General features: G+C 57.9%; 25 protein-coding genes. 12 read left to right on the forward strand and 13 right to left on the reverse strand.

The window, feature by feature from the left end; genetic code table 11:
• Positions 1-13 precede the first annotated feature (13 nt).
• Positions 14-1,678, forward strand: a complete 1,665-nt coding sequence (treC, locus tag ACWPW2_RS04270) for an alpha,alpha-phosphotrehalase (RefSeq protein ID WP_454121726.1) — start codon at positions 14-16, stop codon at positions 1,676-1,678.
• 10 nt (positions 1,679-1,688) lie between these two features.
• Here treC and ACWPW2_RS04275 read toward each other — a convergent pair whose 3' ends face one another.
• The gene (locus ACWPW2_RS04275) at positions 1,689-2,108 is read right to left on the reverse strand and encodes a GFA family protein (protein ID WP_454121727.1); all 420 of its coding nucleotides are present in this window, start codon (positions 2,106-2,108) and stop codon (positions 1,689-1,691) included.
• Between the two features lie 112 nt (positions 2,109-2,220).
• Between ACWPW2_RS04275 and ACWPW2_RS04280 the strand changes: the two genes are divergently transcribed.
• Positions 2,221-2,814 carry a hypothetical protein gene (locus ACWPW2_RS04280; protein ID WP_454121728.1) on the forward strand — a complete coding sequence of 198 codons (594 nt, stop codon included), beginning with the start codon at positions 2,221-2,223 and terminating at the stop codon, positions 2,812-2,814.
• 3 nt (positions 2,815-2,817) lie between these two features.
• On the opposite strand, the gene yczR is transcribed toward ACWPW2_RS04280, so the two are convergent.
• The gene (gene yczR, locus ACWPW2_RS04285; RefSeq protein WP_454121729.1) at positions 2,818-4,239 is read right to left on the reverse strand and encodes a MocR-like transcription factor YczR; all 1,422 of its coding nucleotides are present in this window, start codon (positions 4,237-4,239) and stop codon (positions 2,818-2,820) included.
• Positions 4,240-4,323: 84 nt separating this feature from the next.
• Here yczR and yczE point away from each other — a divergent pair, with 84 nt between their 5' ends.
• The 7 genes from yczE to ACWPW2_RS04320 all read left to right on the forward strand — a co-directional run bounded on the left by yczE (position 4,324) and on the right by ACWPW2_RS04320 (position 11,562).
• Complete coding sequence (gene yczE, locus ACWPW2_RS04290; RefSeq protein WP_023478301.1) at positions 4,324-4,935, forward strand: membrane protein YczE; 612 nt, start codon at positions 4,324-4,326, stop codon at positions 4,933-4,935.
• Between the two features lie 87 nt (positions 4,936-5,022).
• Entirely contained in the window at positions 5,023-5,568 is a 546-nt protein-coding gene (locus ACWPW2_RS04295; protein ID WP_454121730.1) for a GNAT family N-acetyltransferase, read from the forward strand.
• 236 nt (positions 5,569-5,804) lie between these two features.
• Entirely contained in the window at positions 5,805-6,056 is a 252-nt protein-coding gene (locus ACWPW2_RS04300) for a hypothetical protein (RefSeq protein WP_023478273.1), read from the forward strand.
• The gene (locus ACWPW2_RS04305) at positions 6,053-6,271 is read left to right on the forward strand and encodes a hypothetical protein (protein WP_023478265.1); all 219 of its coding nucleotides are present in this window, start codon (positions 6,053-6,055) and stop codon (positions 6,269-6,271) included. The genes ACWPW2_RS04300 and ACWPW2_RS04305 overlap by 4 nt, the downstream gene beginning before the upstream one ends.
• A gap of 214 nt (positions 6,272-6,485) precedes the next feature.
• Entirely contained in the window at positions 6,486-7,565 is a 1,080-nt protein-coding gene (locus tag ACWPW2_RS04310; protein ID WP_454121731.1) for a LacI family DNA-binding transcriptional regulator, read from the forward strand.
• 103 nt (positions 7,566-7,668) lie between these two features.
• Complete coding sequence (locus ACWPW2_RS04315; protein ID WP_454121732.1) at positions 7,669-10,740, forward strand: beta-galactosidase; 3,072 nt, start codon at positions 7,669-7,671, stop codon at positions 10,738-10,740.
• A gap of 105 nt (positions 10,741-10,845) precedes the next feature.
• Positions 10,846-11,562: a GntR family transcriptional regulator gene (locus ACWPW2_RS04320; protein ID WP_023478258.1), complete on the forward strand. Its 717-nt coding sequence runs from the start codon at positions 10,846-10,848 to the stop codon at positions 11,560-11,562.
• Between the two features lies 1 nt (position 11,563).
• Here ACWPW2_RS04320 and ACWPW2_RS04325 read toward each other — a convergent pair whose 3' ends face one another.
• Positions 11,564-12,763, reverse strand: a complete 1,200-nt coding sequence (locus ACWPW2_RS04325; RefSeq protein WP_454121733.1) for an enolase C-terminal domain-like protein — start codon at positions 12,761-12,763, stop codon at positions 11,564-11,566.
• Positions 12,764-13,040: 277 nt separating this feature from the next.
• Here ACWPW2_RS04325 and ACWPW2_RS04330 point away from each other — a divergent pair, with 277 nt between their 5' ends.
• A complete protein-coding gene (locus ACWPW2_RS04330; protein ID WP_454121734.1) occupies positions 13,041-14,411 on the forward strand; it encodes a PTS transporter subunit EIIC in 1,371 nt (456 codons plus the stop codon).
• A 1-nt stretch (position 14,412) separates the two neighbouring features.
• Here ACWPW2_RS04330 and ACWPW2_RS04335 read toward each other — a convergent pair whose 3' ends face one another.
• Genes ACWPW2_RS04335 through ACWPW2_RS04350 form a run of 4 tightly spaced genes read right to left on the reverse strand, consistent with a single transcriptional unit; the run spans position 14,413 to position 17,714 of the window.
• Positions 14,413-15,072, reverse strand: coding sequence for a methionine ABC transporter permease (locus tag ACWPW2_RS04335; RefSeq protein WP_396461996.1), 660 nt, complete (start codon positions 15,070-15,072; stop codon positions 14,413-14,415).
• Positions 15,069-15,860 (reverse strand): methionine ABC transporter ATP-binding protein, encoded by a 792-nt coding sequence (locus ACWPW2_RS04340; RefSeq protein WP_454121735.1) that lies wholly within the window; start codon positions 15,858-15,860, stop codon positions 15,069-15,071. The genes ACWPW2_RS04335 and ACWPW2_RS04340 overlap by 4 nt, the downstream gene beginning before the upstream one ends.
• The gene (locus ACWPW2_RS04345; protein ID WP_279792437.1) at positions 15,857-16,663 is read right to left on the reverse strand and encodes a MetQ/NlpA family ABC transporter substrate-binding protein; all 807 of its coding nucleotides are present in this window, start codon (positions 16,661-16,663) and stop codon (positions 15,857-15,859) included. Before ACWPW2_RS04345 ends, ACWPW2_RS04340 begins: the two co-directional genes overlap by 4 nt.
• A 22-nt stretch (positions 16,664-16,685) precedes the next feature.
• Positions 16,686-17,714, reverse strand: coding sequence for an isopenicillin N synthase family dioxygenase (locus tag ACWPW2_RS04350; protein ID WP_454121736.1), 1,029 nt, complete (start codon positions 17,712-17,714; stop codon positions 16,686-16,688).
• A 262-nt stretch (positions 17,715-17,976) separates the two neighbouring features.
• On the opposite strand from ACWPW2_RS04350, the gene ACWPW2_RS04355 reads away from it, so the two are divergent.
• Positions 17,977-18,237: a type B 50S ribosomal protein L31 gene (locus ACWPW2_RS04355; RefSeq protein ID WP_124969359.1), complete on the forward strand. Its 261-nt coding sequence runs from the start codon at positions 17,977-17,979 to the stop codon at positions 18,235-18,237.
• A 3-nt stretch (positions 18,238-18,240) separates the two neighbouring features.
• Positions 18,241-18,381, forward strand: coding sequence for a type B 50S ribosomal protein L36 (gene ykgO, locus ACWPW2_RS04360; RefSeq protein ID WP_023478279.1), 141 nt, complete (start codon positions 18,241-18,243; stop codon positions 18,379-18,381).
• Here ykgO and ACWPW2_RS04365 read toward each other — a convergent pair.
• The 6 genes from ACWPW2_RS04365 to acrB all read right to left on the reverse strand — a co-directional run bounded on the left by ACWPW2_RS04365 (position 18,378) and on the right by acrB (position 24,759).
• Entirely contained in the window at positions 18,378-19,079 is a 702-nt protein-coding gene (locus ACWPW2_RS04365) for a GNAT family N-acetyltransferase (RefSeq protein ID WP_454121737.1), read from the reverse strand. The genes ykgO and ACWPW2_RS04365 overlap by 4 nt on opposite strands.
• A gap of 133 nt (positions 19,080-19,212) precedes the next feature.
• Positions 19,213-19,716: a YlaC family protein gene (locus ACWPW2_RS04370; RefSeq protein ID WP_454121738.1), complete on the reverse strand. Its 504-nt coding sequence runs from the start codon at positions 19,714-19,716 to the stop codon at positions 19,213-19,215.
• 100 nt (positions 19,717-19,816) lie between these two features.
• Positions 19,817-20,386: a maltose O-acetyltransferase gene (gene maa, locus ACWPW2_RS04375; protein WP_454121739.1), complete on the reverse strand. Its 570-nt coding sequence runs from the start codon at positions 20,384-20,386 to the stop codon at positions 19,817-19,819.
• 75 nt (positions 20,387-20,461) lie between these two features.
• Positions 20,462-20,680 (reverse strand): HHA domain-containing protein, encoded by a 219-nt coding sequence (locus tag ACWPW2_RS04380; protein WP_023478287.1) that lies wholly within the window; start codon positions 20,678-20,680, stop codon positions 20,462-20,464.
• Between the two features lie 23 nt (positions 20,681-20,703).
• Positions 20,704-21,078 carry an Hha toxicity modulator TomB gene (gene tomB, locus ACWPW2_RS04385; RefSeq protein WP_454121740.1) on the reverse strand — a complete coding sequence of 125 codons (375 nt, stop codon included), beginning with the start codon at positions 21,076-21,078 and terminating at the stop codon, positions 20,704-20,706.
• A 531-nt stretch (positions 21,079-21,609) separates the two neighbouring features.
• On the reverse strand, positions 21,610-24,759 hold the full coding sequence (gene acrB, locus ACWPW2_RS04390) for a multidrug efflux RND transporter permease subunit AcrB (protein WP_454121741.1): 3,150 nt from the start codon (positions 24,757-24,759) through the stop codon (positions 21,610-21,612).
• Positions 24,760-24,778 lie beyond the last annotated feature (19 nt).

A 24,778-nucleotide genomic window follows, 5' to 3' on the forward strand; every position in this document is an offset into this window, starting at 1 on the left:
AGGGATCGACGCAATGAACAAACGTAATGTTCCGTGGTGGCAAAACGGCGTGATTTACCAGATCTACCCGCGCAGTTTTCAGGACAGTACCGGCAATGGCCTCGGCGATCTTCAGGGCATTGTGCGTCGCCTTGATTATCTCCAGTGGCTCGGGGTGAGCGCCATCTGGCTGACGCCGGTTTACCTCTCGCCGCAGGTGGATAACGGCTATGACGTGGCGGATTACTACGCCATCGATCCGCTGTTTGGCACCATGGCGGATTTTGAGGCGCTGGTCGACGCCGCCCATCAGCGCGGCATCAAGGTGGTGATGGATATGGTGTTTAACCATACCTCCACGGAGCATGCGTGGTTCAAAGCCGCCGCCAGCGACCGTAACAGCCCGTGGCGCAACTTCTATATCTGGCGCGACGGCAAAGAGGGGCGGCTGCCCAATAACTGGCACTCCAAGTTTGGCGGCAGCGCCTGGTGCTGGCATGAGGAGACGCAGCAGTACTATCTGCACTCCTTCTCTGCCCAGCAGGCGGATCTCAACTGGGAGAACCCGGAAGTGCGCAACGCCCTGAAAGCGGTCTGCCACTTCTGGGCGGATAAGGGTGTGGACGGGCTGCGGCTGGATGTTATCAACCTGGTCTCCAAGCACCCCGACTTGCCGGATGATGATGAGGGCGACGGTCGCCGTTTCTACACTGACGGCCCGGCGATTCACGACTTTCTCGAAGAGATGAGCCGCGATGTCTTTCAGCCGCGCGGGCTGATGACGGTGGGCGAAATGTCCTCCACGCGGCTTGAGCACTGCCAGCGCTATGCGCGGCTGGATGGCAAAGAGCTGTCGATGACCTTCAACTTTCACCACCTGAAAGTCGACTATCCGCAGGGGGAAAAGTGGCGGCTTGCGCCGCCGGATCGCATTGCCCTGAAGCGGATCTTCGCCGAATGGCAGCGCGGAATGCACAAACTGGCGTGGAACGCGCTCTTCTGGTGTAACCACGATCAGCCGCGCATCGTGTCCCGGCTGGGGGATGATGGGGCGCTGCGCACCGTTTCGGCGAAAATGCTGGCGATGGTGCTGCACGGTATGCAGGGGACGCCCTATATCTACCAGGGTGAAGAGATTGGCATGACCAATCCGCACTTCAGCCGCATCGATCAATACCGCGATGTCGAAAGCCTGAATATGTTCAAAATCCTGCGCCTGCATCAGGATGAAAAGGATGTGCTGGCGGTGCTGGCGCACAAATCCCGCGATAACGGCAGAACGCCGGTGCAGTGGGATGACAGCGAGAACGCCGGTTTTACCGACGGCGAAAGCTGGATTGATGTGGCGGATAACTACCGGCAGATCAACGTGGTCGGTGAGATGGCGGATAGCGATTCGGTGCTGCACACCTACCGGGAGCTGATCGCGCTGCGCAAAAACCTGCCGGTGCTTACCTTTGGTGACTATCAGGATCTCGACCCTGATTCGCCGACGTGCTGGTGCTACCAGCGGCGCGATGAGGCGCAAACCCTGCGGGTGATTGCCAACCTCAGCGGCGAGCCGCTGGCACTGAATGAGGCGTGTTTGCCCAATGAGGCGGGCTGGCGTCTGCTCTACGGCAACTACGCGGACGGCGCGCAATTGCCCGCCACCGGCACCCTCAGACCTTATGAGTGTGGCTGGTGGCTGCGGGAGTAGGTAAGCCGCTTCATTTCCCGGCAGGGGTGTAGCGCAGATACCCGGCAACGCCGCTGTTATCGCCCCCGTCTGATGGGTGATTGACCCCTTCGGAGACCGGGATTTCGGCGAAATCGAACGGCGATACGCCTTCAATGCAGGCCGCGTTAACGCCATATTGATCGGGGTTAGAGCGGCGCTGGTGGAAGGTGTAGATGCCGCACACTGAGCAGAAGAAGTGGACGGCGACCCCGGTGTTAAAGCGGTACTCGGTAAGCTTCTCTCTGCCCTGAATAATATCAATGCCAGACAGCGGCGCGGTGACAGCCACCGCGCCGCGCATCCGGCAGTAGGAGCAGTTGCAGCGCCGCGCGTTGTTAAAGCCGTCGAGCAGCATCACGTTAAACACCACCGCACCGCAGTGGCACTGCGCCCGTTTTTTCTCACTCATCTCACTTCTCCAGCCTGGAACGGTACTCTCAACCATAGCCTTTTTTGGGGATACCGGCAGCATCGCGCAAGCGTGTAGAATCCCTGCACTTATCGTCCTGAGGCTCAGCACTATGCGCAATCCCTTCATTTTATTAACCCTCCTTGTTTCGACATCCGGTATGGCCGCCACGCTACACTCCGGCATTTATGAAGCGTTACAGCTTGCGGTCTCGCCGCAGGGCAAGGTCACCGGTTACTACAGCGAAACCCTCGGTGTTGGCGTAACGCGCACCTGCGCCTTTGCGCTGGCGGGAGAGGTGTCGGCACAGGGCGATGCGAAGATCGCCTCCTGGTCTTCGGCAGTGCTGCCGGGGCACCTTGCGGCAACAGCCGACGGTGTGACGCTCACCGTCCCCGGCGGGCAGTCCCATGACGGCTGCGTCAATGCCATGCTGCCGCTGATCAATGATGGTCTGGGGTTGAGTAAAACCCGCGATACCGACTGGCAGTCGATGGCGCAGGTGCGCGCCGAACGGCTCTACTTCTATCGCCAGCCTGAAGAGAAGACGCGGCGAAAAGCCTTTGTCGTGCAGGATGATGTGGTCGGCGTGCTGAAAACCCAGGGGGAGTGGACGCAGATCGAGTATGTGAGTGACGAGGGTAAAAGCACTACCGGCTGGGTGAAAAGCGAGGCGCTCGCCCCGCTGACGCCGCCCGCTTCCTGATGCTTACACTACGCTGCGCTTAAACGACGGTGCTGCCGGATTGAGCACGTGCCACAGCGGTTTTATGCGCAGCAGCGCATCCTCAAGCACTTCTGGCTCCAGCGCGAAGGGGATGCGCAGGTTGCGCTCAAACGCGCCATCGAGGCCGAAACGCGTGCCGGCACCGAGATGAATGCCCTCGGTTTCGGCGCGCGCGGCAAAGGCCGTCGCCAGACGGTCGGGCAGCTCGACCCAGTAAGACAACCCGCCCTCCGGCGGCTGAAAGTGCCACGCGGGGAAGAGATCCGCCATGAGTTCGCCGCAGCGGTCGCGGCGTGCTTGCAGCATCGCCCTGCGCGCCGGCAGAAAATCGCTTTCGTTAGCCATCAGCCACTGCGTTGCCAGCTGTTCCAGCAGCGGTGAGCCAAGCTCCAGCGAGTCGCGCGTCTGCGCCAGGTGGGCGATGGTGCGCGCAGAGGCGCGAACCCACCCGAGTCGTAAACCGCCCCAGAAGGTTTTCCCCGCCGAGCCGAGCGTGATCACCGAGTCATGCTTATCAAACGCGGCAAGCGGCGGCGGCGGGGCGTTTTCGTACCAGAGATCAACCATCGTCTCATCCACTACCAGCGTGGTGCGCGTACGGGCGGCAATAGCTGCGATGGCTTCCCGCGTCGCGCTGTCCATGCAGCGCCCGGTCGGATTGTGATAATCGGGCATCAGGTAGGCAAGGCGCGGCGCGGTCTGCGCCAGCGTGGCGGCAAAACCGTCGGTGTCCCAGCCGCGCTGTGGCAGCGAGACGCCAACCGGCCTGCATGACGCCCCCTGAATAGCCGCAATCGCCAGCGGGTAGGTGGGGTGATCGACCACCACGCGATCGCCAGGCCCGGTCAGCATACGCAACACCAGCGCCAGCCCGCTCAGCGCGCCATTCACTACCATGACTTCATCGGCATGGGTCGGTAAACCGCGCGCGGTATAGCGTGCGGCAATCGCTTCGCGCAGCGCCAGCACGCCGAGCTGACCATAGCCGGTGCGCGAAAGATAAGGCGTTATCGCCGTTAAGGCGTGGCTGTAGGCCTGGTGAATTTCTGGCCCTGCGCTGAGGGCGGCGGTGGAGAGATCGAGCGCTGCGCCTGCGGTGCTGCGCGTCGGTATCGCGCGGTTATCGGGCAGGATCACCCGCGAGCCGCTGCCGTGGCGGCTCTCCAGGTAGCCCTCTTCGCGCAGGTGCGCCAGCGCGCTGGCAATTGTCGTGCGGCTCACCGAGAGCGTGGTTGCCAGTTCCCGCTCGCCGGGCAGACGGGTATCCAGCGCCAGCCTGCCATCGAGGATCAGCAGGCGCAGCGCATCGGCAAGCTGACGCCAGAGCGGGGTGCGGGACGAGGGTTGTTGCCAGTGACCTAACAGGCGCAGCAACGACTGGCTACCAAAGCGACGGGATGACATAAGCAGTCCACTATCTGAAAACTGGACATTAATCATAAGTCCATTTCCGGGGAAGATGGAAGCCTGTCCAAGCGGAGAAGATCTATGCTGCGTCGATTACTGCAACTCTATTTCGGGTTATCCCTTTACGGCCTCTCTACCGCCATGTTTGTGCGCGCCGATCTTGGTGCCGATCCGTGGAATGTCTTTCACCTGGGCGTGGCGAAACTGCTGGCGCTGGATATCGGCACGGTGATGATCGCCACCGGCGCGCTGGTGCTGCTGCTGTGGATCCCGCTGCGCCAGCGCCCGGGGCTTGGCACCATCAGTAATGTGGTGGTGATAGGGCTGGCGGCCGATGCCGCGCTGGCGATGATCCCAACGCTGGATCAACTGCTACCGCGCAGCGCGCTGCTCGCCAGTGCTATCCTGGTCAATGCGATCGCCACCGCGATGTATATCGGTGCCGGGTTTGGCTCCGGGCCGCGCGATGGGCTGATGACCGGCGTGCATGCGCGCACCGGCTGGTCGGTACGCAGCATTCGTACCGTGATTGAGCTGTCGGTGCTGCTGATTGGCTGGCTTTTGGGCGGCACGCTCGGCGTCGGCACGGTGCTTTATGCGCTGACCATCGGCCCGCTGATCCAGCTCTGCCTGCCGTGGTTTCGCTTCGCACCGCGCCCCGCTCCCGTTGCAGAAGTAAAACCGGTCGCCTAGCCATTTTTGTCAGGTTTACAGGCAGATAAAGTTAAGGGATGCTGAGTTATCACAGGCCGACGCTTTCGGCCTGAAGGGAGAGAGCCTATGACCACACCCATTCTGGAGACCGAAAGATTACGCCTGCTACCGCTGGTATCTGCCGATGCTGAGCAGATCCAGCGCATTTTTCCGCGCTGGGAGATCGTGCGTTACCTGATTGCCAGCGTGCCGTGGCCCTACCCGGAAGGCGCCGCGCAGCACTATGTCGATAATGTCGCGCTGGCGGCGAGCCGCGCCGGTGAAGGCTGGTTCTGGACGCTGCGCCGTAAAGAGGATGAGCGCGAGTTAATGGGCGTTATCTGCCTGATGAACACGCCGGATAACAACCGCGGTTTCTGGCTGGCACCGGAGTGGCAGGGGCAGGGCTATATGCGCGAAGCGTGCCACGCGGTGACCGATTACTGGTTCAATGGCCTGAAGCGCGAGGTGCTGCGCGCGCCAAAAGCGGTGGCTAACGATCGGTCGAGAAAGATCTCGCACAGCAGCGGCATGCGGCTGGTTCGCCGCCAGCCAGGCCACTATGTGGCGGGCGAGTTAGAGACCGAGTTGTGGGAGATCACCCGCGACGACTGGAACCGCCTGTACGGCTGATGCCCGCGCCGACAGCCCGCCCGGGCTGTCATTTAATTATCTCTTCTAAGTAATTTCTCACCCATATATTCAAATTGTCATAATATTGAAATATTAATTTAATATTTATGTCATCTTTCTCGTGCAAATTATTTATGGGGTGTTTCGGCTTGTTATATTTCTGAAATATATTTGTGGATCGACCACCTAAGTTCGTGTATTAATTAGCGTGTTTATTCACACCAGAAGGGATAATCATGACCAGCGCTGTATTAAACGTAAGAATTGATGAAGCGTTAAAAGAGAAACTTCGCCATTATGCTGAAGTCAACAATGAGAATTTAGGTTCGGCGACGCAAAAGCTTCTCCTGCTGGCGTTTGAGGCAGTGGAAGAGGAGAGCGTATCGGAGGAAGAGGTCGACAGCCAGCACACGGAAGAAGAGAGCGCAACGCCACTTACAACCAAAGAAATCAAAGCACTACGCAAACTTCTGAAGAAGAGAAAATGAACCAACAACTGCTTTCCATCGCCCACAGTTACCGTGAAGCGTGCGAGCTGCTGCGCTCAGGGTTCGTTAAACAAGTTCGTCTGGACTGGAATATTGGCACAGATGAGTTCTTTCGCATTGCATCGGACTGGTGTGACGCTGGCGCTAAAATTAAAAAAGAGGGGAATAGCTTTATTATTTCACTGAAAGGATTCCCCATTCCCCGCCAGCAGTAACACACTTGTCATGAAACCATCATTTTAATTGCAAATAAAAGTGTGATGATGGTTAAAATAATAACAGCAACCATCTCAATAAAGCATTAAGGATGATGTTTACGGCGAGCCGTTTGTGGCTCGTCGTTATTTCTTTTTGCTTCCCGTCACCGCGCGCAGGCAACGGGCGATGAAGCGGGTATACTGCCTAAAATTCGCAGTGGCCCGGAAGCTTATGAAAACCATCACTCTCTATGATGTCGCCCGCCATGCCGGCGTCTCTTACCAGACCGTCTCCCGCGTGATCAACGATGCGGCCCATGTCTCTGCGCGTACCCGTGAAAAGGTGCAGGCGGCGATGGCGGCGCTGCACTATGTGCCCAACCGCGGCGCGCAGCAGCTGGCGGGCAAACGCAGCAAAACCCTTGGCTTAGTGACCACCGATCTGGCACTGCATGCGCCGTCGCAAATCGCTTCGGCGGTCAAGAGCCGCGCCGGGCAGGCGGGAGCCAGCGTGATGATCTCAATGGTCGAACAGCACGATGCACAAAGCTGCGCGGCGGCGTTGCAAGAGCTGCTGGCGCAAAGGGTTGAAGGGGTGCTGATTAACGTCCCCCTCGACGATGCGCTGGCGCAACAACTGGCGGCGCAGGCCGCACCGGTGCCGGTGCTGTTTCTTGATGTCAGCGACACGGCGTCGGTCAACAGCCTGGTGTTTGACGCGCTTCAGGGCGCGCGCCTCGGGGTTGAGCACTTGCGCGCATTGGGGCACCAGCGCATTGCGCTGCTCGGCGGGCCGGAGAGCTCGGTTTCGGCACGCGCACGCTTTAGCGGCTGGCTGTCGGCGCTGGAGGAAGCAAAGCTGGCTCCCTTCGCCTGCGCGCACGGTGACTGGAGCGCGGCCTCCGGTTTTGAAAAGGCGCAGCGCTTGCTGGTCGGGCCGCAGCTGCCGCAGGCGGTGCTGGTGGCAAACGATCAGATGGCGCTTGGCGTACTGCGCGCCTGCGCGGCAAAAGGCATTGCCGTCCCGGAGCAGATCTCGGTGGTCGGTTATGACGATACCGACGACAGTGCCTGGTTTTCGCCGCCGCTCACCACCGTGCGGCAGGCCTTCAAAGAGGCGGGCGCGCGCAGCGTGGAGTGGCTGCTGAATAGCAATGCGCAGGGCGAAGATCTTTGCCGGATGCGCCTACCTGTCAGCCTGGTCGAGCGCCACTCCAGCGCGCCGCAGTCGCAGCAAAAAGAGAGCGGTGAAGCGCTGGCCCGACGCCTGCAACAGCTGGCAGAGCAGGTGGCTTTACTCCATCGCCGCTAAGCTTTTGTGATCCTCTTCGCTTTCAGCCGCTCTGCGCCTTTACCTGCGGCCCGGTTTGCGCCATTGTGCTAAAAATTGTGAGCGCTTCGCAAAAGAGGTTGTTATGCCATCCACCCTTGCTTCACTACTCTCCCGCCGCGACTGGGAAAACCCGGTTGTTACCCAGTGGCATCGCCTGGCGGCGCATGCTCCGATGCGCAGCTGGCGCGATGAAACCGCCGCGCGCGATGAAGCGGACTCCACAGCGCATCGCTCGTTGAATGGGATCTGGCAGTTTAGTTTTTTCGCCTCACCGGAAGCGGTGCCGGAGCAGTGGCTGGAGAAGGATTGCGCCGATGCTGTGGCAATGCCGGTGCCCTCCAACTGGCAGATGCAGGGCTTCGATACGCCCATCTATACCAACGTGACCTATCCGATCCCTGTTAACCCGCCGTTTGTTCCGCAGCAGAACCCAACCGGTTGTTACTCGCTCACATTTAACGTGGACGCTGAGGCAATCGCCGAGGGGCAGACGCGGATTGTGTTTGACGGCGTTAATTCAGCTTTTCATCTCTGGTGCAACGGGCAGTGGGTTGGTTACTCGCAGGATAGCCGCCTGCCAGCGGAGTTCGATCTCAGCGCGGTGCTGCGCACGGGTGAAAACCGCCTGGCGGTGATGGTGCTGCGCTGGTGCGATGGCAGCTATCTCGAAGATCAGGATATGTGGCGCATGAGCGGCATCTTCCGCGACGTCTCGCTGCAACACAAACCGGCGCTACATATTGCTGATTACCACTACACCACTGCGCTCAACGCGGAGTTTACCCGCGCAAGCGTGCGGGTGACGGTGGAACTGGCCGGGGAGTTTGCCGAATCGCGCGTGACGGCGGTGCTGTGGCGCAATGGCGAAAAGATTGCCTCTGGCGAACAGACGCCCGGCAGCGCGGTGGTCGATGAGCGCGGCAACTGGGCGGAGCGCCTGAGCCTGACGCTGCCGGTTGAGTCGCCGCTGCTGTGGAGCGCGGAGACGCCGAACCTCTATCGCCTGACGCTGACACTTTACGATGCGCAGGGCAGTTGTGTCGAAGCCGAAGCCTGCGATGTCGGTTTCCGCCACGTCGAGATCCACCAGGGTTTATTGAAACTTAACGGCCAGCCGCTGCTGATCCGCGGCGTTAACCGCCACGAGCACCACCCGGAGCACGGCCAGGCGGTGGATGAAGCGACCATGCGGCGCGATATTGAGCTGATGAAACAGCACAACTTTAACGCCGTGCGCTGCTCCCATTACCCTAATCATCCGCTCTGGTATCGCCTCTGCGATCGCTACGGTCTCTACGTGGTGGATGAAGCCAATATTGAAACGCATGGCATGGTGCCGATGAGCCGCCTGGCGGATGATCCGCGCTGGCTGCCAGCGATGAGCGAGCGCGTGACGCGCATGGTGCAGCGCGATCGCAACCATCCGTCGATCATCATCTGGTCGCTGGGCAATGAGTCCGGGCATGGCGCGAATCACGATGCGCTCTACCGCTGGCTGAAGAGCACCGATCCGACGCGCCCGGTGCAGTACGAAGGGGGTGGGGCGAATAGCGCGGCGACGGATATCATCTGCCCGATGTATTCCCGCGTCGACCAGGATCAGCCCTTCCCGGCCGTACCAAAATGGTCGATCAAAAAGTGGATCGGCATGCCCAATGAGACCCGGCCGCTGATCCTCTGTGAATATGCCCATGCGATGGGCAACAGCTTTGGCGGTTTCGCCAAATACTGGCAGGCGTTTCGCGCCGCGCCGCGTTTGCAGGGCGGCTTTGTCTGGGACTGGGTTGACCAGGCGCTGACAAAAATTGGCGCAGACGGGCAGCCTTTCTGGGCCTACGGCGGTGATTTTGGCGATACGCCAAATGACAGGCAGTTCTGCATGAACGGGCTGGTTTTCCCGGATCGCACCCCGCACCCGGCGCTGTTCGAAGCGCAGCGCGCGCAGCAGTTTTTCCAGTTCTCTCTGCTTAGCTCTTCACCGCTGACCATCGACGTGACCAGCGAATACCTGTTCCGCACCAGCGATAATGAAGTGCTGCGCTGGCGCGTCGAGCGCGATGGCGAGGTGCTGGCGCAGGGCGAAACCGCGCTGGTCATTGCGCCGCAGGGCAAGGTGCAGATCGCGCTGGATCTGCCGGAGCTGACCGCGGCGCCGGGCGAAGTGTGGCTTAACGTTGAGGTTTACCAGCGCGAGGCGACGGCCTGGTCTGCGGCCTGGCATCGCTGCGCCTGGGATCAGTGGCGCTTGCCGGCACCGCTCTGGGTTGCAGTGCCTGATAAACAGGGCGAGCGCCCGATGCTCGAGGTTAATGATGAAACCTACACCGTTACCCAGGGCAACCAGCGCTGGGCCTTCTGCCGCCAAAGCGGCAATCTGGTGCAGTGGTGGCGCGACGGGCAGGAGACGCTGCTGACACCGGTGACCGATTGTTTTACCCGCGCGCCGCTCGATAACGATATCGGCGTCAGTGAAGTGACGCGTATCGATCCCAATGCCTGGGTGGAGCGCTGGAAAGCGGCGGGCATGTACGATCTGCACGCCGAGCTGTTGAGCTTTGAGGTGCAGGAGAGCGCACAAGAGGTAACGCTGCGTACGATTCACCGCTGGATCGGTGCCGGGAAAAGCGCCTTTATCAGCGAGAAAACGTGGCGGATTGATAGGACCGGTGGTTTACAGGCCGATATTGAGGTGGTGGTGGCAAATGATATTCCGCCACCGGCGCGCATTGGCCTGGTGTGCCAGCTTGCGGAGCGCCCGGCAGAGGTGAGCTGGCTCGGTCTTGGCCCCCATGAAAACTACCCGGACCGCAAACTCGCGGCCTGCCAGGGGCGCTGGACGCAGCCGCTGGCGGCGCTACATACGCCCTATATCTTCCCCGGCGAAAATGGCCTGCGCTGCGACACCCGGCTGTTGCAGTGTGGCGCGCATCAGCTGGAGGGGCGGTTCCACTTCTCCGTTGGCTGCTACAGCGACACTCAACTGCGGGAGACGACGCACCACCATCTGCTGCGCGAAGAGGCGGGCTGCTGGCTGCACCTCGACGCCTTCCATATGGGCGTCGGCGGGGATGACTCCTGGAGCCCGAGCGTCTCGCCGGAGTTTATTTTGCAGGAGGAGCGGGTGCGTTACCGCTTGCGCTGGCAGCAGGCGTAAACGCCGGTTCCGCACCGGGCATGTTGTTCCCGCATGACATCGGTTATCTTTACCGGTCTGAGGCTATAACATGCGCCGGTGGCGGTTCGCGTTGGGAAGGGGTGGATGAAGAAAAAAGAGTTCGTCACGCAGGATCTGCTCAGCAAAATTTACCAGAACAGCGCGCCAGGCCCGCGCAAACTCCCCCCGGAGCGGCAACTGGCGCAGGAGTATGGCGTGTCGCGCTTCACCATCCGCCAGGCGCTGGAGAAGCTTGCCAGCATCGGCGTGGTGCGCATTGTGCAGGGCTCCGGCATCTGGATTAATGAGCAGGCGCGCAACAACCCGCTGGTCTACAACTCGATCACCGAGAAGCGCTTCGATCAGATCCGCTTTCGCATGGTAAGCCTGCATAAGAAGCGGCCGAACCGCGATGAGCAGCAGATCTTTGGCCTGAACGATGAGAGCTTTATCTGGCAGTTTTGCCGCCTGCGCTTTGTCGATGAGCAGGCGGTGCAGATTGAGATTTCACGCATGCCGGTCGAGGGTTTTGCCGATCTCAATCAGCAGGTGATTGAGCGCTCATTGCAGCAGTATGTATTAAGCAAGGGGTATCAAATCTCCCACCTGCTCACCACCTACCGGGCAGTGAACGTCAGCCGCGAGCAGGCCGCGCTGCTCGGCTGCAAAAAGGGCAGCCCGGCGATGCATATCAGCAACCGCGGCATTCTCGAAGGCGGCCAGGTCTACGAAATCAGCGACATTATCGATATCAACTACAGCTGTACCTATGTCATCCCCCATAACCGCGAAAACCTGACCTTCCGCCAGGGCGGCGGCTGAATTACGGCGTGTGCATGGTGCCGTCGGTGAGGCGGCTCTGTGTCCACTCGTGCGGGCGGTAGGTGACAGGCCAGGCGCGCGCCTCCTCTTCATTAAACCCAACGCCGATGCCCGGTTTCTCCGGCGCATAGACAAAACCGGCTTTCACCTGCGGCGCGCCGGGGAAGACCGCATCCGTGGTCGCGGAGCGCGGGATATACTCCTGAATCGCGGCGTTATGCAGATGGATATTGAGATGGGTATTGACCGCCACCGCGATGGGCGTCATATCGCCCGGGCCGTGCCAGGCCAGGCGCACGCCGAAGGCCTGACAGAGCACCGCCAGCTTCAGCGCCGGGGTGATGCCGCCAAGTTGGGAGATATGGCAGCGGATAAAGTCGATGCGGCGGTTCACAATCAGATCGTGCCACTCCGCCGGGTTGTTAAACAGCTCGCCCATCGCCAGCGGCGCGCTGCTGTGCTGGCGCACCTGATCGAGCCAGCCGCTCTGCGCGGGCGGCAGTATATCTTCAATAAAGTAGGGCTGATAAGGCTCAAGCTGCTTCGCCAGCTGCACCGCCTGCTGCGGGAAGAGGCGCTCATGCACGTCGTGCAGGATATGCAGGCTGTCGCCATACTTCTCGCGCAGCGCTTTAAACATGGCGACGGTGTTGCGCATGTACTCCTGCTGGTCGAAATAGGCACCCGGCGTCGGGTTTTCCGGCGTTTGCAGCTGCGAAGGCGTACCGCCGTAAAAACCAAGCTGGCAGCGCACATGGCGATACCCCTGTGCAACAAGCTTATCAACCGAGGTAAAGAGTTCATCGAGGGTTTCACCGCTGGCGTGGCTGTAGGCGGCGATGGCATCGCGGGATTTCCCACCCAACAGCTGATAGAGCGGCATCCCGGCGAGCTGGCCTTTGATATCCCACAGCGCCATATCGACGCCGGAGATGGCGTTGTTGAGAATCGGGCCGTTACGCCAGTAGGCGTTGACGCTCATCATCTGCCACAGATCTTCAATGTTATTGGCATCGCGACCAATCAGCAGCGGCTTCAGGTACTCATCCACCACCGTTTTGACCGCCAGCGGGCGCTGCTGAAAGGTCGCACAGCCGTGGCCGATGACACCTTTATCGGTTGTTACCCGCACGACGACGAGGTTATGCCTGTCGGGACGGGTAATAAAACAGTCGATACTCTGGATAAGCGTTGGCGTCACGGGAACTCCTTTACAGCGAAATATAAGCGGGGAATGGCCACTATCTTCACCCTAATTTCGCCGCGAGGTAAACGCTTTTTTCGAATAAATATTTTGGTCAGCTTTCCCCTCTTAATTTAATTAAAAACCAGACCAATTTGCGCTTTGTTGCATTAATGAATGCTTGATAGAAGCAAAGTGTGACGGATTTCATATTTTATTGGTTTGTTTTGCTCCCGGCATTTCTCTACCCTTGTTAGCAATCACTAAAACAACAACACATCCGGCAGGAGTTTTTATGGGCACGCAAGAAGCCATCACCAATATTATTCGCCTGGTGGGCGGGCGGGATAATATTCATAACGTCTGGCACTGTATGACGCGCCTGCGCTTCTCGCTGGTGGATGACAATAAAGTGGAGCAGGCGGAGATTAAAAAAGTGCCCGGCGTACTGGGCGCGCAGCTGCAAAGCGACCAGTTCCAGATTGTGATTGGCCCGCAGGTCAACAGCTGGTACGAGCAACTTCTCGCCGCGCTGGGCGACGCGCCCGCAGCACCGGCTGCGAAAGAGAAGGGGCGCAAAAGCCTGGTGTCGCTGTTTATGGATACGGTCTCCGGCGTCTTTGGGCCGATTGTGCCCGCCATTGCCGGGGCGGGGATGATCAAAGGGCTGCTGGCCGGGCTGATTGCCCTCAATGTTATCTCGGCGAAAAGCGATACGGTGATCGTCATCGATCTGATTGCCAGCGGCGTCTTCTACTTCCTGCCCTTTTTCCTCGCGGTGTCGGCGGCAAAAATATTCAAGACCAATGAATATCTGGCGGCAGCGGTCGCGGCTTGCCTGATGTACCCCTCGCTTATCGAGGCGGCAAAAGCGCTGGCTGCGCATCAGGAGGGGGCGGTCAGCGCATTCTGGCTGCTTAACGCTATCCCAGTTTCCGTCTTTAACTACTCGGCAAGCGTGATCCCGGTGATCTTCTCGGTGCTGGCGCTCAGCTATATCCATCGCTGGGTGGACAGCATTATGCCGGAGGTGCTGAAGACCGTCTTTACGCCAACATTGACGCTGTTCCTCGGCGCGCTGGCGGCGCTGGTGGTGATTGGCCCCATCGGTATCTGGCTCGGTAAAGGGCTGGCACTGTTTATTGAAGGGCTGTTCAGTATTTCGGCCAGTTTCGCCGGGCTGGTGGTGGGGGCGATTCGCCCGGTGGCGATCCTCACCGGCATGCACCACGCCATGACGCCGATTGCGCTGCAAAACTTCAGCGATCGCGGGTATGACATGCTGATGCCGATGATGTTTATGGCCAATATGGCGATTGCTGGCTCAACCTTTGCCATCTGGCGCTTGAGTAAAGATCGCCAGGAGAAGAGCGTCAGCTTGTCGGCGGCCATTTCAGCGCTGCTCGGCATTACCGAACCGGCGCTGTTTGGTGTCTTAACGCGCTACAAAAAAGCCTTTATCGCCGCCACCGTCGCCAGTTCCTTGGCTTCGGCGTTTATCGCCTTCTTCGGCGTGCGGCTCTACGGCTATATTTTGTCGAGCATCTTCAGCCTGCCGGCCTACATTGGTCCCTACTTTATCTTTGCGCTCTCCGGCGTGGCGATTGCGCTGGTGCTCTCCTTTGCGCTCACCACGCTGCTGCTGGCGAAAGAGGCGAAACAGTAGCTTAACGGCGGTGCGCCAGGCGGCGCACCAGCCTCTCTCCTGCCATCTGCACGCCCTGCACCAGCACTACCAGAATCACCACCGTCCCGACCATCACCTGGTCGTTAAAGCGTTGATAACCGTAGCGGATGGCGAGATCGCCCAGCCCGCCGCCGCCAATGACTCCCGCCATCGATGAGAAACCAATCAGCATCACCACCGTCAGCGTAATGCTCGCCAGCAGCGAGGGGAGCGCTTCGGGCAGCAGCGCTTTGCCAATCACATGCCACAGATTGCCACCCATCGAGAGGATCGCTTCGATACGGCCATACTCCACCTCATCAAGGGCGTTTTCCGTTAAGCGCGCAAAGAAGGGAAAGGCACCGATGGTGATCGGCACAATCGCCGCCGTGCTGCCCAGCGTAGTGCCGATCAACAGGCGGGTGAAGGGGATCAGCGCAATCAGCAGCACAATAAAGGGCAGCGAGCGGCCGACATTGATGATGCTACCGAGTACGGCATTCAGCGTCGGCATCGGTGCCAGGCCATTGCGGCGCGAGATAAATAACAGCACGCCAAGCGGCAGGCCAATCAGCACCGTAAAGAGTGCCGCCAGCCCGACCATATAGAGCGTCTCCAGCGTGCCGTTCACCAGCAGCGGCCAGAGTTCGTCCCAGCTCATGCCACCACGCATAATGGCCTCCCGTTAAAGCCGTGGCGGGCAAGAAATGCTTGCTCACTTTGCGGATCGTGTAACAGCGACTGGCGCAGTTTCGAGCGCGGCGTCATCAGCAGATCGGCGATTTTGCCATGCTCAATCAGCTCGCCATCCTCCAGCAGCGCCGCGTGATCGCAGAGGGTTTTGACCACCTCCAGCTCATGGGTGATCAGCACAATCGTCAGATTCAGCTTCTGGTTGATATCCGCCAGCAGCGACAGCACCGAGGCGGTGGTGTGCGGATCGAGGGCGCTGGTCGCTTCATCGCACAACAGCACCTGCGGCCGGGTAGCCAGCGCGCGGGCGATGCCGACGCGCTGTTTTTGCCCGCCGGAAAGCTGCGAGGGGTAAGCGTGCGCTTTATCGCTCAACCCCACCAGCCACAGCAGTTCCTCAATGCGCGACTGGCGCTGCGCTTTCGGCACGCCGGCAATCTCCAGCGGCACGGCGATGTTTTGCGCCACCGTGCGCGCATGAAGAAGATTGAAGTGCTGGAAAATCATGCCGGTACGCAGGCGGTGCGCGCGCAGCCCGGCGTTATCAAGCCGGGTGATGTCGCAGCCGTCGATGATAATGCGGCCCGCCGTGGGCCGCTCCAGCAGATTAAGGCAGCGGATCAGCGTGCTTTTTCCCGCACCGCTGCGCCCAAGGATGCCGTAGATCGCCCCCTTCGGTACGTGCAACGAGAGATCCTTTAATGCCGGTCGGCCTGTTCCGGCATAGATTTTACTCAGCCCTTCGATGGTAATCATGACTGCGGCGCGACCGGAATCACCGAACCGTGATAACGCTTGCGAATAAACTCGGCCACCTGCGGCGAAGTGAGATCTTTAGCCAGCGCTTTGATGCGCGGATCGTTGGCAAGCTGTGGCGTGGTGACCAGAATATTGGCGTAGGGGTTATGATCCGCACTCTCCAGCCCCAGCGCATCTTTTGCCGGCGTTAGCCCCGCTTCCAGCGCATAGTTGCCGTTGATCACTGCCAAATCGACATCATCCAGCGAGCGCGGGATCTGCGGGGATTCGATCTCAAGGATCTTCAGGTGTTTCGGATTTTCAGCGATGTTTTTCGGCGTCGCCTGGGTGGTAGCCGGATCGGTAAATTTAGCGTCGAGTTTTATCAACCCCTGGCTTTGCAGCAGAAACAGCGCACGGCTGAGGTTGGTGGGGTTGTTGGGCACGGCAACGGTGGCGTTATCCGGCAGCGAGGTAAAGTTTTTGTATTTGCGCGAGTAGATGCCCAGCGGCTCAATATGCACCGTTGCCGCCACGGCAAACGGCTTACCCAGTACCTTCTCCTGATCTTTCAGGTAGGGCAGGTGCTGGAAGTAGTTGGCGTCGACGTCGCCATTTGCCAGCAGTTCGTTGGCATTCGCGCCGTTGCTCAGCTCGACGACTTGCAGATCGAGTTTCGGATCGAGGGTTTTAATGTAGTTAAGGATCTCGGCGTGCGGCACCGGATCGGCGGCGACACGTAAGGGCGCGGCCTGGGCGGCGAAGCCCGCCAGCGAGAGAGACAGCGCGGCACCTGCCAGCGTCAATGCGACATATTTCATGGTGTATTCCTTGTAGTTAGGGTCAGGCGATCAGCTGTTCTGTGCGGCTACGCAGCACATCCCGGTAGTAACGTTCCGCTACGTCCGGGTGGGATCGCAGGCGGCCTTTCAGGTAGTTCCAGCCCACATCGCGCAGAAGCGGGTTGAGCGGATCGCTCTCCGGCCCGCGCGCCTCCTCTGCCAGATGAGGGGGGAGGGTGTAGAGCGGCACATTGGCTTCCAGCTGCGCGCCGAGGAAAAAGGCGATGGAGAGCCGCTCGCGATCGGCCGGTGGGGAAACAACCCGGTGCACCGTGGCGCGCAGATAGCCGTTAGTCGCCAGTTCCAGCAGTTCGCCGATATTGACCACGAAGCTGCCAGCTAGCGGTGCGGCATCGATCCAGCGACCGGGCGCGACCTCGACCTGTAACCCTTTTTGCTCATCCTGTAGCAGGAAGCTGAGGAAACCGGAATCTTTATGCGCCCCGACGCCCTGCGCGCTCTGCGTGGCGTGCTGGCCCGGATAGCGGATCAGTTTGATGTGCTCGTTGGGCTTGCTGCCATACAGTTCGTCAAACGCATCGGCGGGAAGTTGCAGCGCTTCGGCAAAGGCGCGCAGCAGGCGCAGCGCCATCGATGTCATGGCGCGCTGCCACTCAAGCAGGGCCGGTTTCAGCGTCGGTAAGGCCTCTGGCCATAAGTTTGGCCCCTGTAACCGCCGCCAGCGCGGATCGCTGTCGCTCAGTAACAGCGCCGGGCGCTCGGCGCCGATATCGAACTGTTCACGCCAGTCCGGCTGGCCGCGGGTGATCTCCGATGCAGCGCGGTTGTAGCCGCGAAAGTGGGGCGAGTGGATCATCGCTACCTGCTCTTTTTGCCCCTCGGTGAGGGCGAAAAAGCGGCTGGCTTCATGCTGCACGGTATCCTGTAGAACGTCGTCAACACCGTGGTTAATCAGGTAGAAAAAGCCGATGTCGCGCGCGGCGTGGCGCAGGTCGACGAGAAAAGCATCGCGTTCAGCGCTGCTGGCATAACGGGCGAGATCGAGAACCGGTAGGGTGGCTGCGTTCACTGTTTTCTCCGCAAATAGTCGATAAAGGGGGATGTGTCAGATTCGGGGTTAGGCGGCAACAACAACGCATGATCTATCTCCTGTTAGCGGGTTTAACTTAGCTTGCCTCAGGCGAGAAAATTGAACCAATAACCTTCTTTTCTAATTTATGACCGCGCAGGTTCATGTGCTTTTGCGAAAAACGCATAACGCGCGCCGCTTGAAATGGCGAAACATCTCCGATAGACTTTTGTTATGTTATAACAAAACAGATGAGTGAATTATGCGACCTGATATCCATCCCCATTACCGCACCGTGGTGTTTCACGACACCAGCGCCAACGAATACTTCAAAGTGGGTTCGACCATCCGAACGGATCGGGAAATTGAACTGGATGGGGTGAAATATCCCTATATCACCATTGAGGTCTCCTCCGCGTCGCACCCTTACTACACCGGTAAGCAGAAAGTGATCTCCAGTGAAGGCAGCGCGGCACGATTCCAGCAGCGCTATGGCCGGTTCTTTAACGATAAGAAGGCGTAGACTATGCAGGTACTCAATTCATTGCGCAGCGCAAAGCAACGCCACCCTGACTGCCAGATTGTCCGGCGCAAGGGGCGTATCTATGTGATTTGCAAATCGAACCCGCGCTTTAAGGCGGTGCAGGGTAAGAAGAAGAGACGTTAAGCGCGAAGCGATGCCAGCGAAGCGCGCTGCTTGCCGTCGGCGGTAAAGTTATCGGCGGCAAGCCAGCGTTGCAGCGTCTGGTCAACGGCGGGCCACTCGCCATCAATAATCGAAAACCAGTCCGTATCGCGGTTATGCCCCTTACGCACCATCGCCTGGCGAAAGCGCCCCTCAAACTGGAAGCCTAACCGCAGGGCCGCCTGGCGCGACGGTTCATTCAGACTGTGGCATTTCCACTCATAGCGGCGATAGCCGAGCGTGCTAAAGGCGTAACGCATTAACAGCCAGTGCGCTTCCGTTGACGCTGGCGTGCGGCTCAGCAGGGGCGAAAAATGCACGTGCCCCACCTCCATCACCCCATTCTCAGTATCTATACGCATCAGTGCCAGGCTACCGACCGGTTTGCCGGTGCGCAGATCGATCACCGCAAAATGGATGGGATCGCGCAGCGCACAGTTGCTCTCAACCCAGTGACGATACTCCGCTTCGTTTTTTTCCGGCTCGCGGGTGAGCCAGGTCCAGCTTCGGTTATCCGCTGCCTGCTGGTGCGCCTGAAATAGCGCGGCAGCATGATCGACGGTGAGGGGTTCGAGGCGGCAGAAATTGCCTTCAAAAGTGAGACGTTGCGGAAAAGGGCGGGGCTGCCAGTCGGGCAGGGCTTCGCCGACAGGTTGTTGAAATTGATTCAGCTGGCTCATCGTTTCTCCTTGAGAAGGCGGGTGGCGGTCGGTTTTTATCAGACCACAAATCGCAAAGGAGAGATATTCCTGAAAAAGGGGGAGGAGGGGAGAGAAGAGCGTGCCGCGCGGTCAGGCGCGGCAGCATGCGTGCTTAACCGGCAGAGTGCTGAGCCACCGACGCGGTGGGCTGCGCAGAGGCCGGGCGGGTGAGGGTGTAAATGTCGTAAAACGACAGATCGCCTTTACGCGTTATCATCTTTTCCAGCTGGGCTTTCTCTTCAGCGCTGACTTTCGGCGACTGCATAATGGCGTCGATCAGGCTTTGCGGCACAAAGCGCGTGTTATACCACTCGCCGTTGTAGCAAACGCGGAAGTCGAGCACGTCGATATCTTCAAAGTGATAGCGTGGGTAGACATCAAAGAAGAAGAAACCGTTCAGAACGATGAAAAGCACCACCAGCAGCCAGACGGAGCCGATAAGGGTGTCGGACAGCAGCATCACCGCCAGGGTCGCAAAGAAGGCCAGATACATGCCGATAAACAGACCCGGATGGTTGCGAATAAAACTGATGCTGAAGCGCGGTCGGTTGTCCCGTTTCTCGCGCTGGTTGATCTCTTCAATCGTTTCGGTGAGCAGCCGCTGTATTTCTTTCATCTTGGGCCTTTATTGATACTGATTTGCAGGTGGACACGCTATTTTAAGTTGCCGTCCAGTGTGAAAAAAGTAACAGTTCTGCCACAAAAAAAGATAACAGTTACTGCACGGTTGATTCAGCAAGATGTTTGATAATGCGTGCCGGATTGCCGCCGACCACCACATTAGCAGGTACATCTTTCACCACCACCGCGCCGGAGGCGATCACTGCGTTATCGCCGATGGTAACACCCGGGTTAATTACCGCGCGTCCGCCAATCCACACATTGTGACCAATGTTAACGGGCTTTCCATATTCCACGCCGCTGTTTCGCTCGACAGCATCAAGCGGGTGCGTCGCCGTATAGATATGAACGCCCGGGGCCAGCATGCAGTTATCGCCAATATGAATCGGGCAGACATCCAGCATCACGCAATCGAAATTAGCGTAAAAGCTTTCGCCCAGGAAAATATTGTAACCGTAGTCGCAGCGGAAAGTAGGCTCGATATAGGCCCCTTCACTCTGCCCGAGCAGATCGGCAAGAATCGCTTTACGTTCTGCTTTTTCATCCGGGCTGGAGTGATTGTAACGGTGCAGCAGTTGCCGCGCGCGCAGCCGATCGGCGCGCAGAGTGTCGTCGCCCGCCCGGTAGGGAAGACCGGCGATCATTTTCTGTTTTTCATCATTCATTTTTTAGAGTGTACCTGGTACGGAGGTTGAACGATTGACTGTGGCAGAAATAACATCTCTTAACATTGAGAAGAATTAGCGAACAAATTTCCACACCGACGAGGGGATTTTGTCATAAAGCTTATTCATGGTCAGTTCAGCCAGACGATGATCGGCCGCTGAATAAAACACGGTAAGCTCATCGTCGGTCAGTTCGTATTTATTTTTTTCAATAACGCGTTCGAGCGTATCAATTGATTGGCAGCGCCTTAAACGCATCAAATAATCAATTTTTGTTAATGGTTTTTCGGACATGTCTTCACCTTAGTGTTGAAAAATTAACAAGAGTGACTTACTGGATTAGCCTTGCTTACATTGTCGAAACTGCGAAACAGCTTACCGCCTGCTTTACGCCATTTCTGTAAGTCGTGTGTATTAATACCGTAACTGCTGAACAACATAAACGTGTCATCAAGGTATTCGTCGATCAATTCAATCAGTTTATTATCTTTATCGTGCTTAATTTTATAATTCAGCGCGAAGGTTGCAATATGCTCAATCAGCTCATTTAACTGCAGGTTGATGGCTGATGTGGGGTCGTTAACCCATCCATGATGGCTCTCTTCCAGATTGGCGAGGCACTCCTGGTGCAACGATTCGCAGAGAAATTTAAGCTGCGCAATATCATGCCTTTTCGGCGAGTATTCGTCCATAACGCATCCCCTTCTGAGTGGTAATTTTTTTACTAACCAAAGGCTGATTCAGGATGGGAACTTCTGCTCTGACCAGAGACATATGCTGATTTATGTTCGTTGATATAACTATAAGCCACTATGAATAGGATTTCATTGAGCTATCACGAAAAATTACAAATAATATCTTTTCCTGCGGAAAAAGCGGTACGGCACAGAGAAAAGTAGCGATGCGAATCGTCTCATCAGGCTAAGTAAGTCAGCGGACTGCCTTACAATTCATTAAGTTAGCATGAGTCCGATTATTCCGCTTATAAGAATATTTTTCTGCCAGGATTTTTCTGACTTAAAGTAATATTAAGAGAAATTAAGATTATTACTGGAAAATATAGCACATTCGCAAATACACAGTGATTATATGCCTTAATGCTAACGCATAAATTAATCAGTTAAACAATAACGTATTTAATGATCCGATGAGTCGGAAAGCACAACGATGTAAAAAAGAAAAAGGCCGCTATGCGCGGCCTTTTCTTATATCAGCAGAGAGGATCAGTGCTGTTCAACCTTGTGGCTGTGTTCAACATCGTCGTTGCGGCGGCTGAAGCGGCGGCGAACCACCACAAAGAATACCGGAACAAAGAAGATGGCCAGCACGGTCGCGGTGATCATCCCGCCCATTACGCCGGTACCGACGGCGTTCTGCGCGCCGGAGCCCGCACCGGTACTGATAACCAGCGGCAGTACCCCAAGGATAAACGCCAGCGAGGTCATCAGAATCGGACGCAGACGCATACGGACCGCCTCAAGCGTCGCTTCAATCAGCCCTTTGCCCTCTTTATCCATCAGATCTTTGGCGAATTCGACGATAAGTATCGCGTTCTTCGCCGACAAGCCAATGGTTGTCAGCAGGCCCACCTGGAAGTAAACGTCGTTGCCAAGACCGCGGAACGTCGCCGCGAGCAGGGCACCGATAACGCCAAGCGGAACCACCAGCATCACCGAGAACGGAATCGACCAGCTCTCATAGAGCGCCGCCAGACAGAGGAAGACGACGATCAGCGAAATGGCGTACAGCGCCGGTGCCTGGTTGCCGGAGAGGCGTTCCTGATAGGACATACCGGTCCAGTCAAACCCGATGCCGGTTGGCAATTTACTTGCCAGCTGTTCCATCAGATCCATCGCTTCACCGGTACTGCGGCCCGGTGCAGCCTGGCCCAGCAGTTCCATTGACGGCAGACCGTTGTAACGCTCCAGACGCGGTGAGCCATACTCCCAGTGCGTGGTGGAGAACGCGGAGAAGGGCACCATCTGACCGTCCGTTGCGCGCACATACCAGTTGCCAATATCGTTTGGCAGCATACGGTATTGCGCCTGCGACATAACGTAAACCTTCTTCACGCGACCGCGGTCGATAAAGTCGTTCACGTAGCTGCCGCCCCAGGCTGCGCCCAGCGTAGTGTTGATGTCGCTAATCGACACGCCCAGCGCCTGCGCTTTCTCCTGATCGATATCGATCTTGAACTGCGGCGTATCTTCCAGACCGTTCGGACGCACGCCCACCAGCAGATCCGGATGCTGCGCAATCTCGCCAAACAGCTGGTTACGCGCCTGCGTTAACTTATCGTGACCGAGGTTAGCCTGGTCAATCAGCTGGAAGTCGAAGCCGGTTGCGGTACCCAGTTCAACAATTGCCGGCAGGTTAAAGGCGAAGACCATCGCATCTTTAATCTGCGAGAAGTGCGCGCTGGCACGACCTGCAATCGCCGGAACTTTGTTCTCTTCACCCGCACGCTCGTCCCAGTTTTTCAGCGAAACGAACGCCAGACCAGTGTTCTGCCCGCGGCCCGAGAAGCCGAAGCCGTTAACGGTAAAGACCGAGTTAACGTTGGCTTTCTCATTCTCCAGATAGTATTTCGTCACTTCGTCCAGCACCTTCTGCGTACGCTCTTGCGTCGCGCCGGCAGGCAGCTGGGCCATGGTCAGAAACACGCCCTGGTCTTCATCAGGCAGGAACGAACTCGGCAGACGAACAAACAGCACCGCCATGCCCGCAACGATAACGATATAGAGCAGCAGATAACGACCGGTGCTGCGCAGGATATTACCTACGCTGTCGGTGTAGTGATGCGTGCTCTTATCGAACATGCGGTTAAACCAGCCGAAGAAGCCTTTTTTATGCTCGCCGTGATCGCCTTTGGCGACCGGTTTCAGCATGGTGGCGCAGAGTGCCGGCGTCAGGATCAACGCGACAATCACCGACAGCACCATCGCCGAAACAATGGTAATGGAGAACTGACGATAGATTGCGCCGGTAGAGCCGCCGAAGAAGGCCATCGGAATAAATACCGCCGACAGCACCAGCGCAATACCGACCAGCGCGCCCTGAATCTGATCCATCGAACGCCGGGTCGCCTCTTTAGGCGGCAGACCCTCTTCCATCATCACACGCTCGACGTTCTCCACCACCACGATGGCATCATCCACCAGCAGGCCTATCGCCAGCACCATACCAAACATGGTGAGGGTGTTTATCGAGTAGCCGAAGGCATTAAGAATGGCGAAGGTACCCAGCAGCACCACCGGCACCGCAATGGTCGGGATCAGCGTCGCGCGGAAGTTCTGCAGGAACAGATACATGACCAGGAAGACCAGCACGATCGCTTCAACCAGCGTTTTAACCACTTCGTTAATCGAGATCTTAACGAACGGGGTGGTGTCGTACGGGTAAACCACTTTCAGACCGTGCGGGAAGAAAGGTTCGAGACCGGCAATGGTCGCGCGGACCGCTTCGGCGGTATCCAGCGCGTTCGCACCGGTCGCCAGTTTGATACCTAAGCCCGCCGCTGGTTGACCGTTGTAGCGTGCGACAACGTCATAGCTTTCGCCGCCCAGCTCAATCTTCGCCACGTCGCGCAGGCGAACCTGCGAGCCATCGCTGTTCACTTTCAGCAGGATTTTGCCAAACTCGTCGGTCGAGGTGAGACGGGTCTGCGCGATGATCGAGGCGTTCAGCTGCTGCCCTTTCACCGGCGGCGTACCGCCCAACTGCCCGGCCGCGACCTGGGCGTTCTGCGCTTTGATAGCCGTGATCACGTCAACTGGCGTCAGCTGGAAGTTATTGAGTTTGTTCGGGTCCATCCAGATACGCATCGCATACTGCGCGCCGAATAGCTGAACGTCACCCACGCCTTTGGTACGGCTGACCGGATCTTTAATGGTCGCGCCCACATAGTCGGCAATATCTTCCTGTTTCATTGAGCCGTCGGTACTGATCATACCGAGCACCATCAGGAAGCTACTGGACGATTTCTCAACGCTCACGCCCTGTTGCTGCACTTCCTGCGGCAGAAGCGGCATCGCCAGCTGCAGTTTGTTCTGCACCTGAACCTGCGCGATATCCGCATCAGTACCGGAATCAAAGGTGATGGTGATCTGGACCGTACCAGAGGAGTCACTGGTGGAGGACATATAAAGGAGGTTATCGATACCGTTCATGTTCTGTTCGATAACCTGCGTTACGGTGTCCTGCACCGTTTTCGCATCAGCACCCGGGTAAGAAGCGGTGATCTGAACCGCAGGTGGCGCAATCGTTGGATACTGCGCCACCGGCAATTTGAGGATCGATAGCGCCCCCGCCAGCATGATGATAATCGCGATAACCCACGCAAATATGGGGCGATCGATAAAAAACTTAGCCATGTCTTAACGGCTCCTGTTT

The sequence above is a fragment of the Kosakonia sp. Marseille-Q7440 genome (assembly GCF_965119485.1).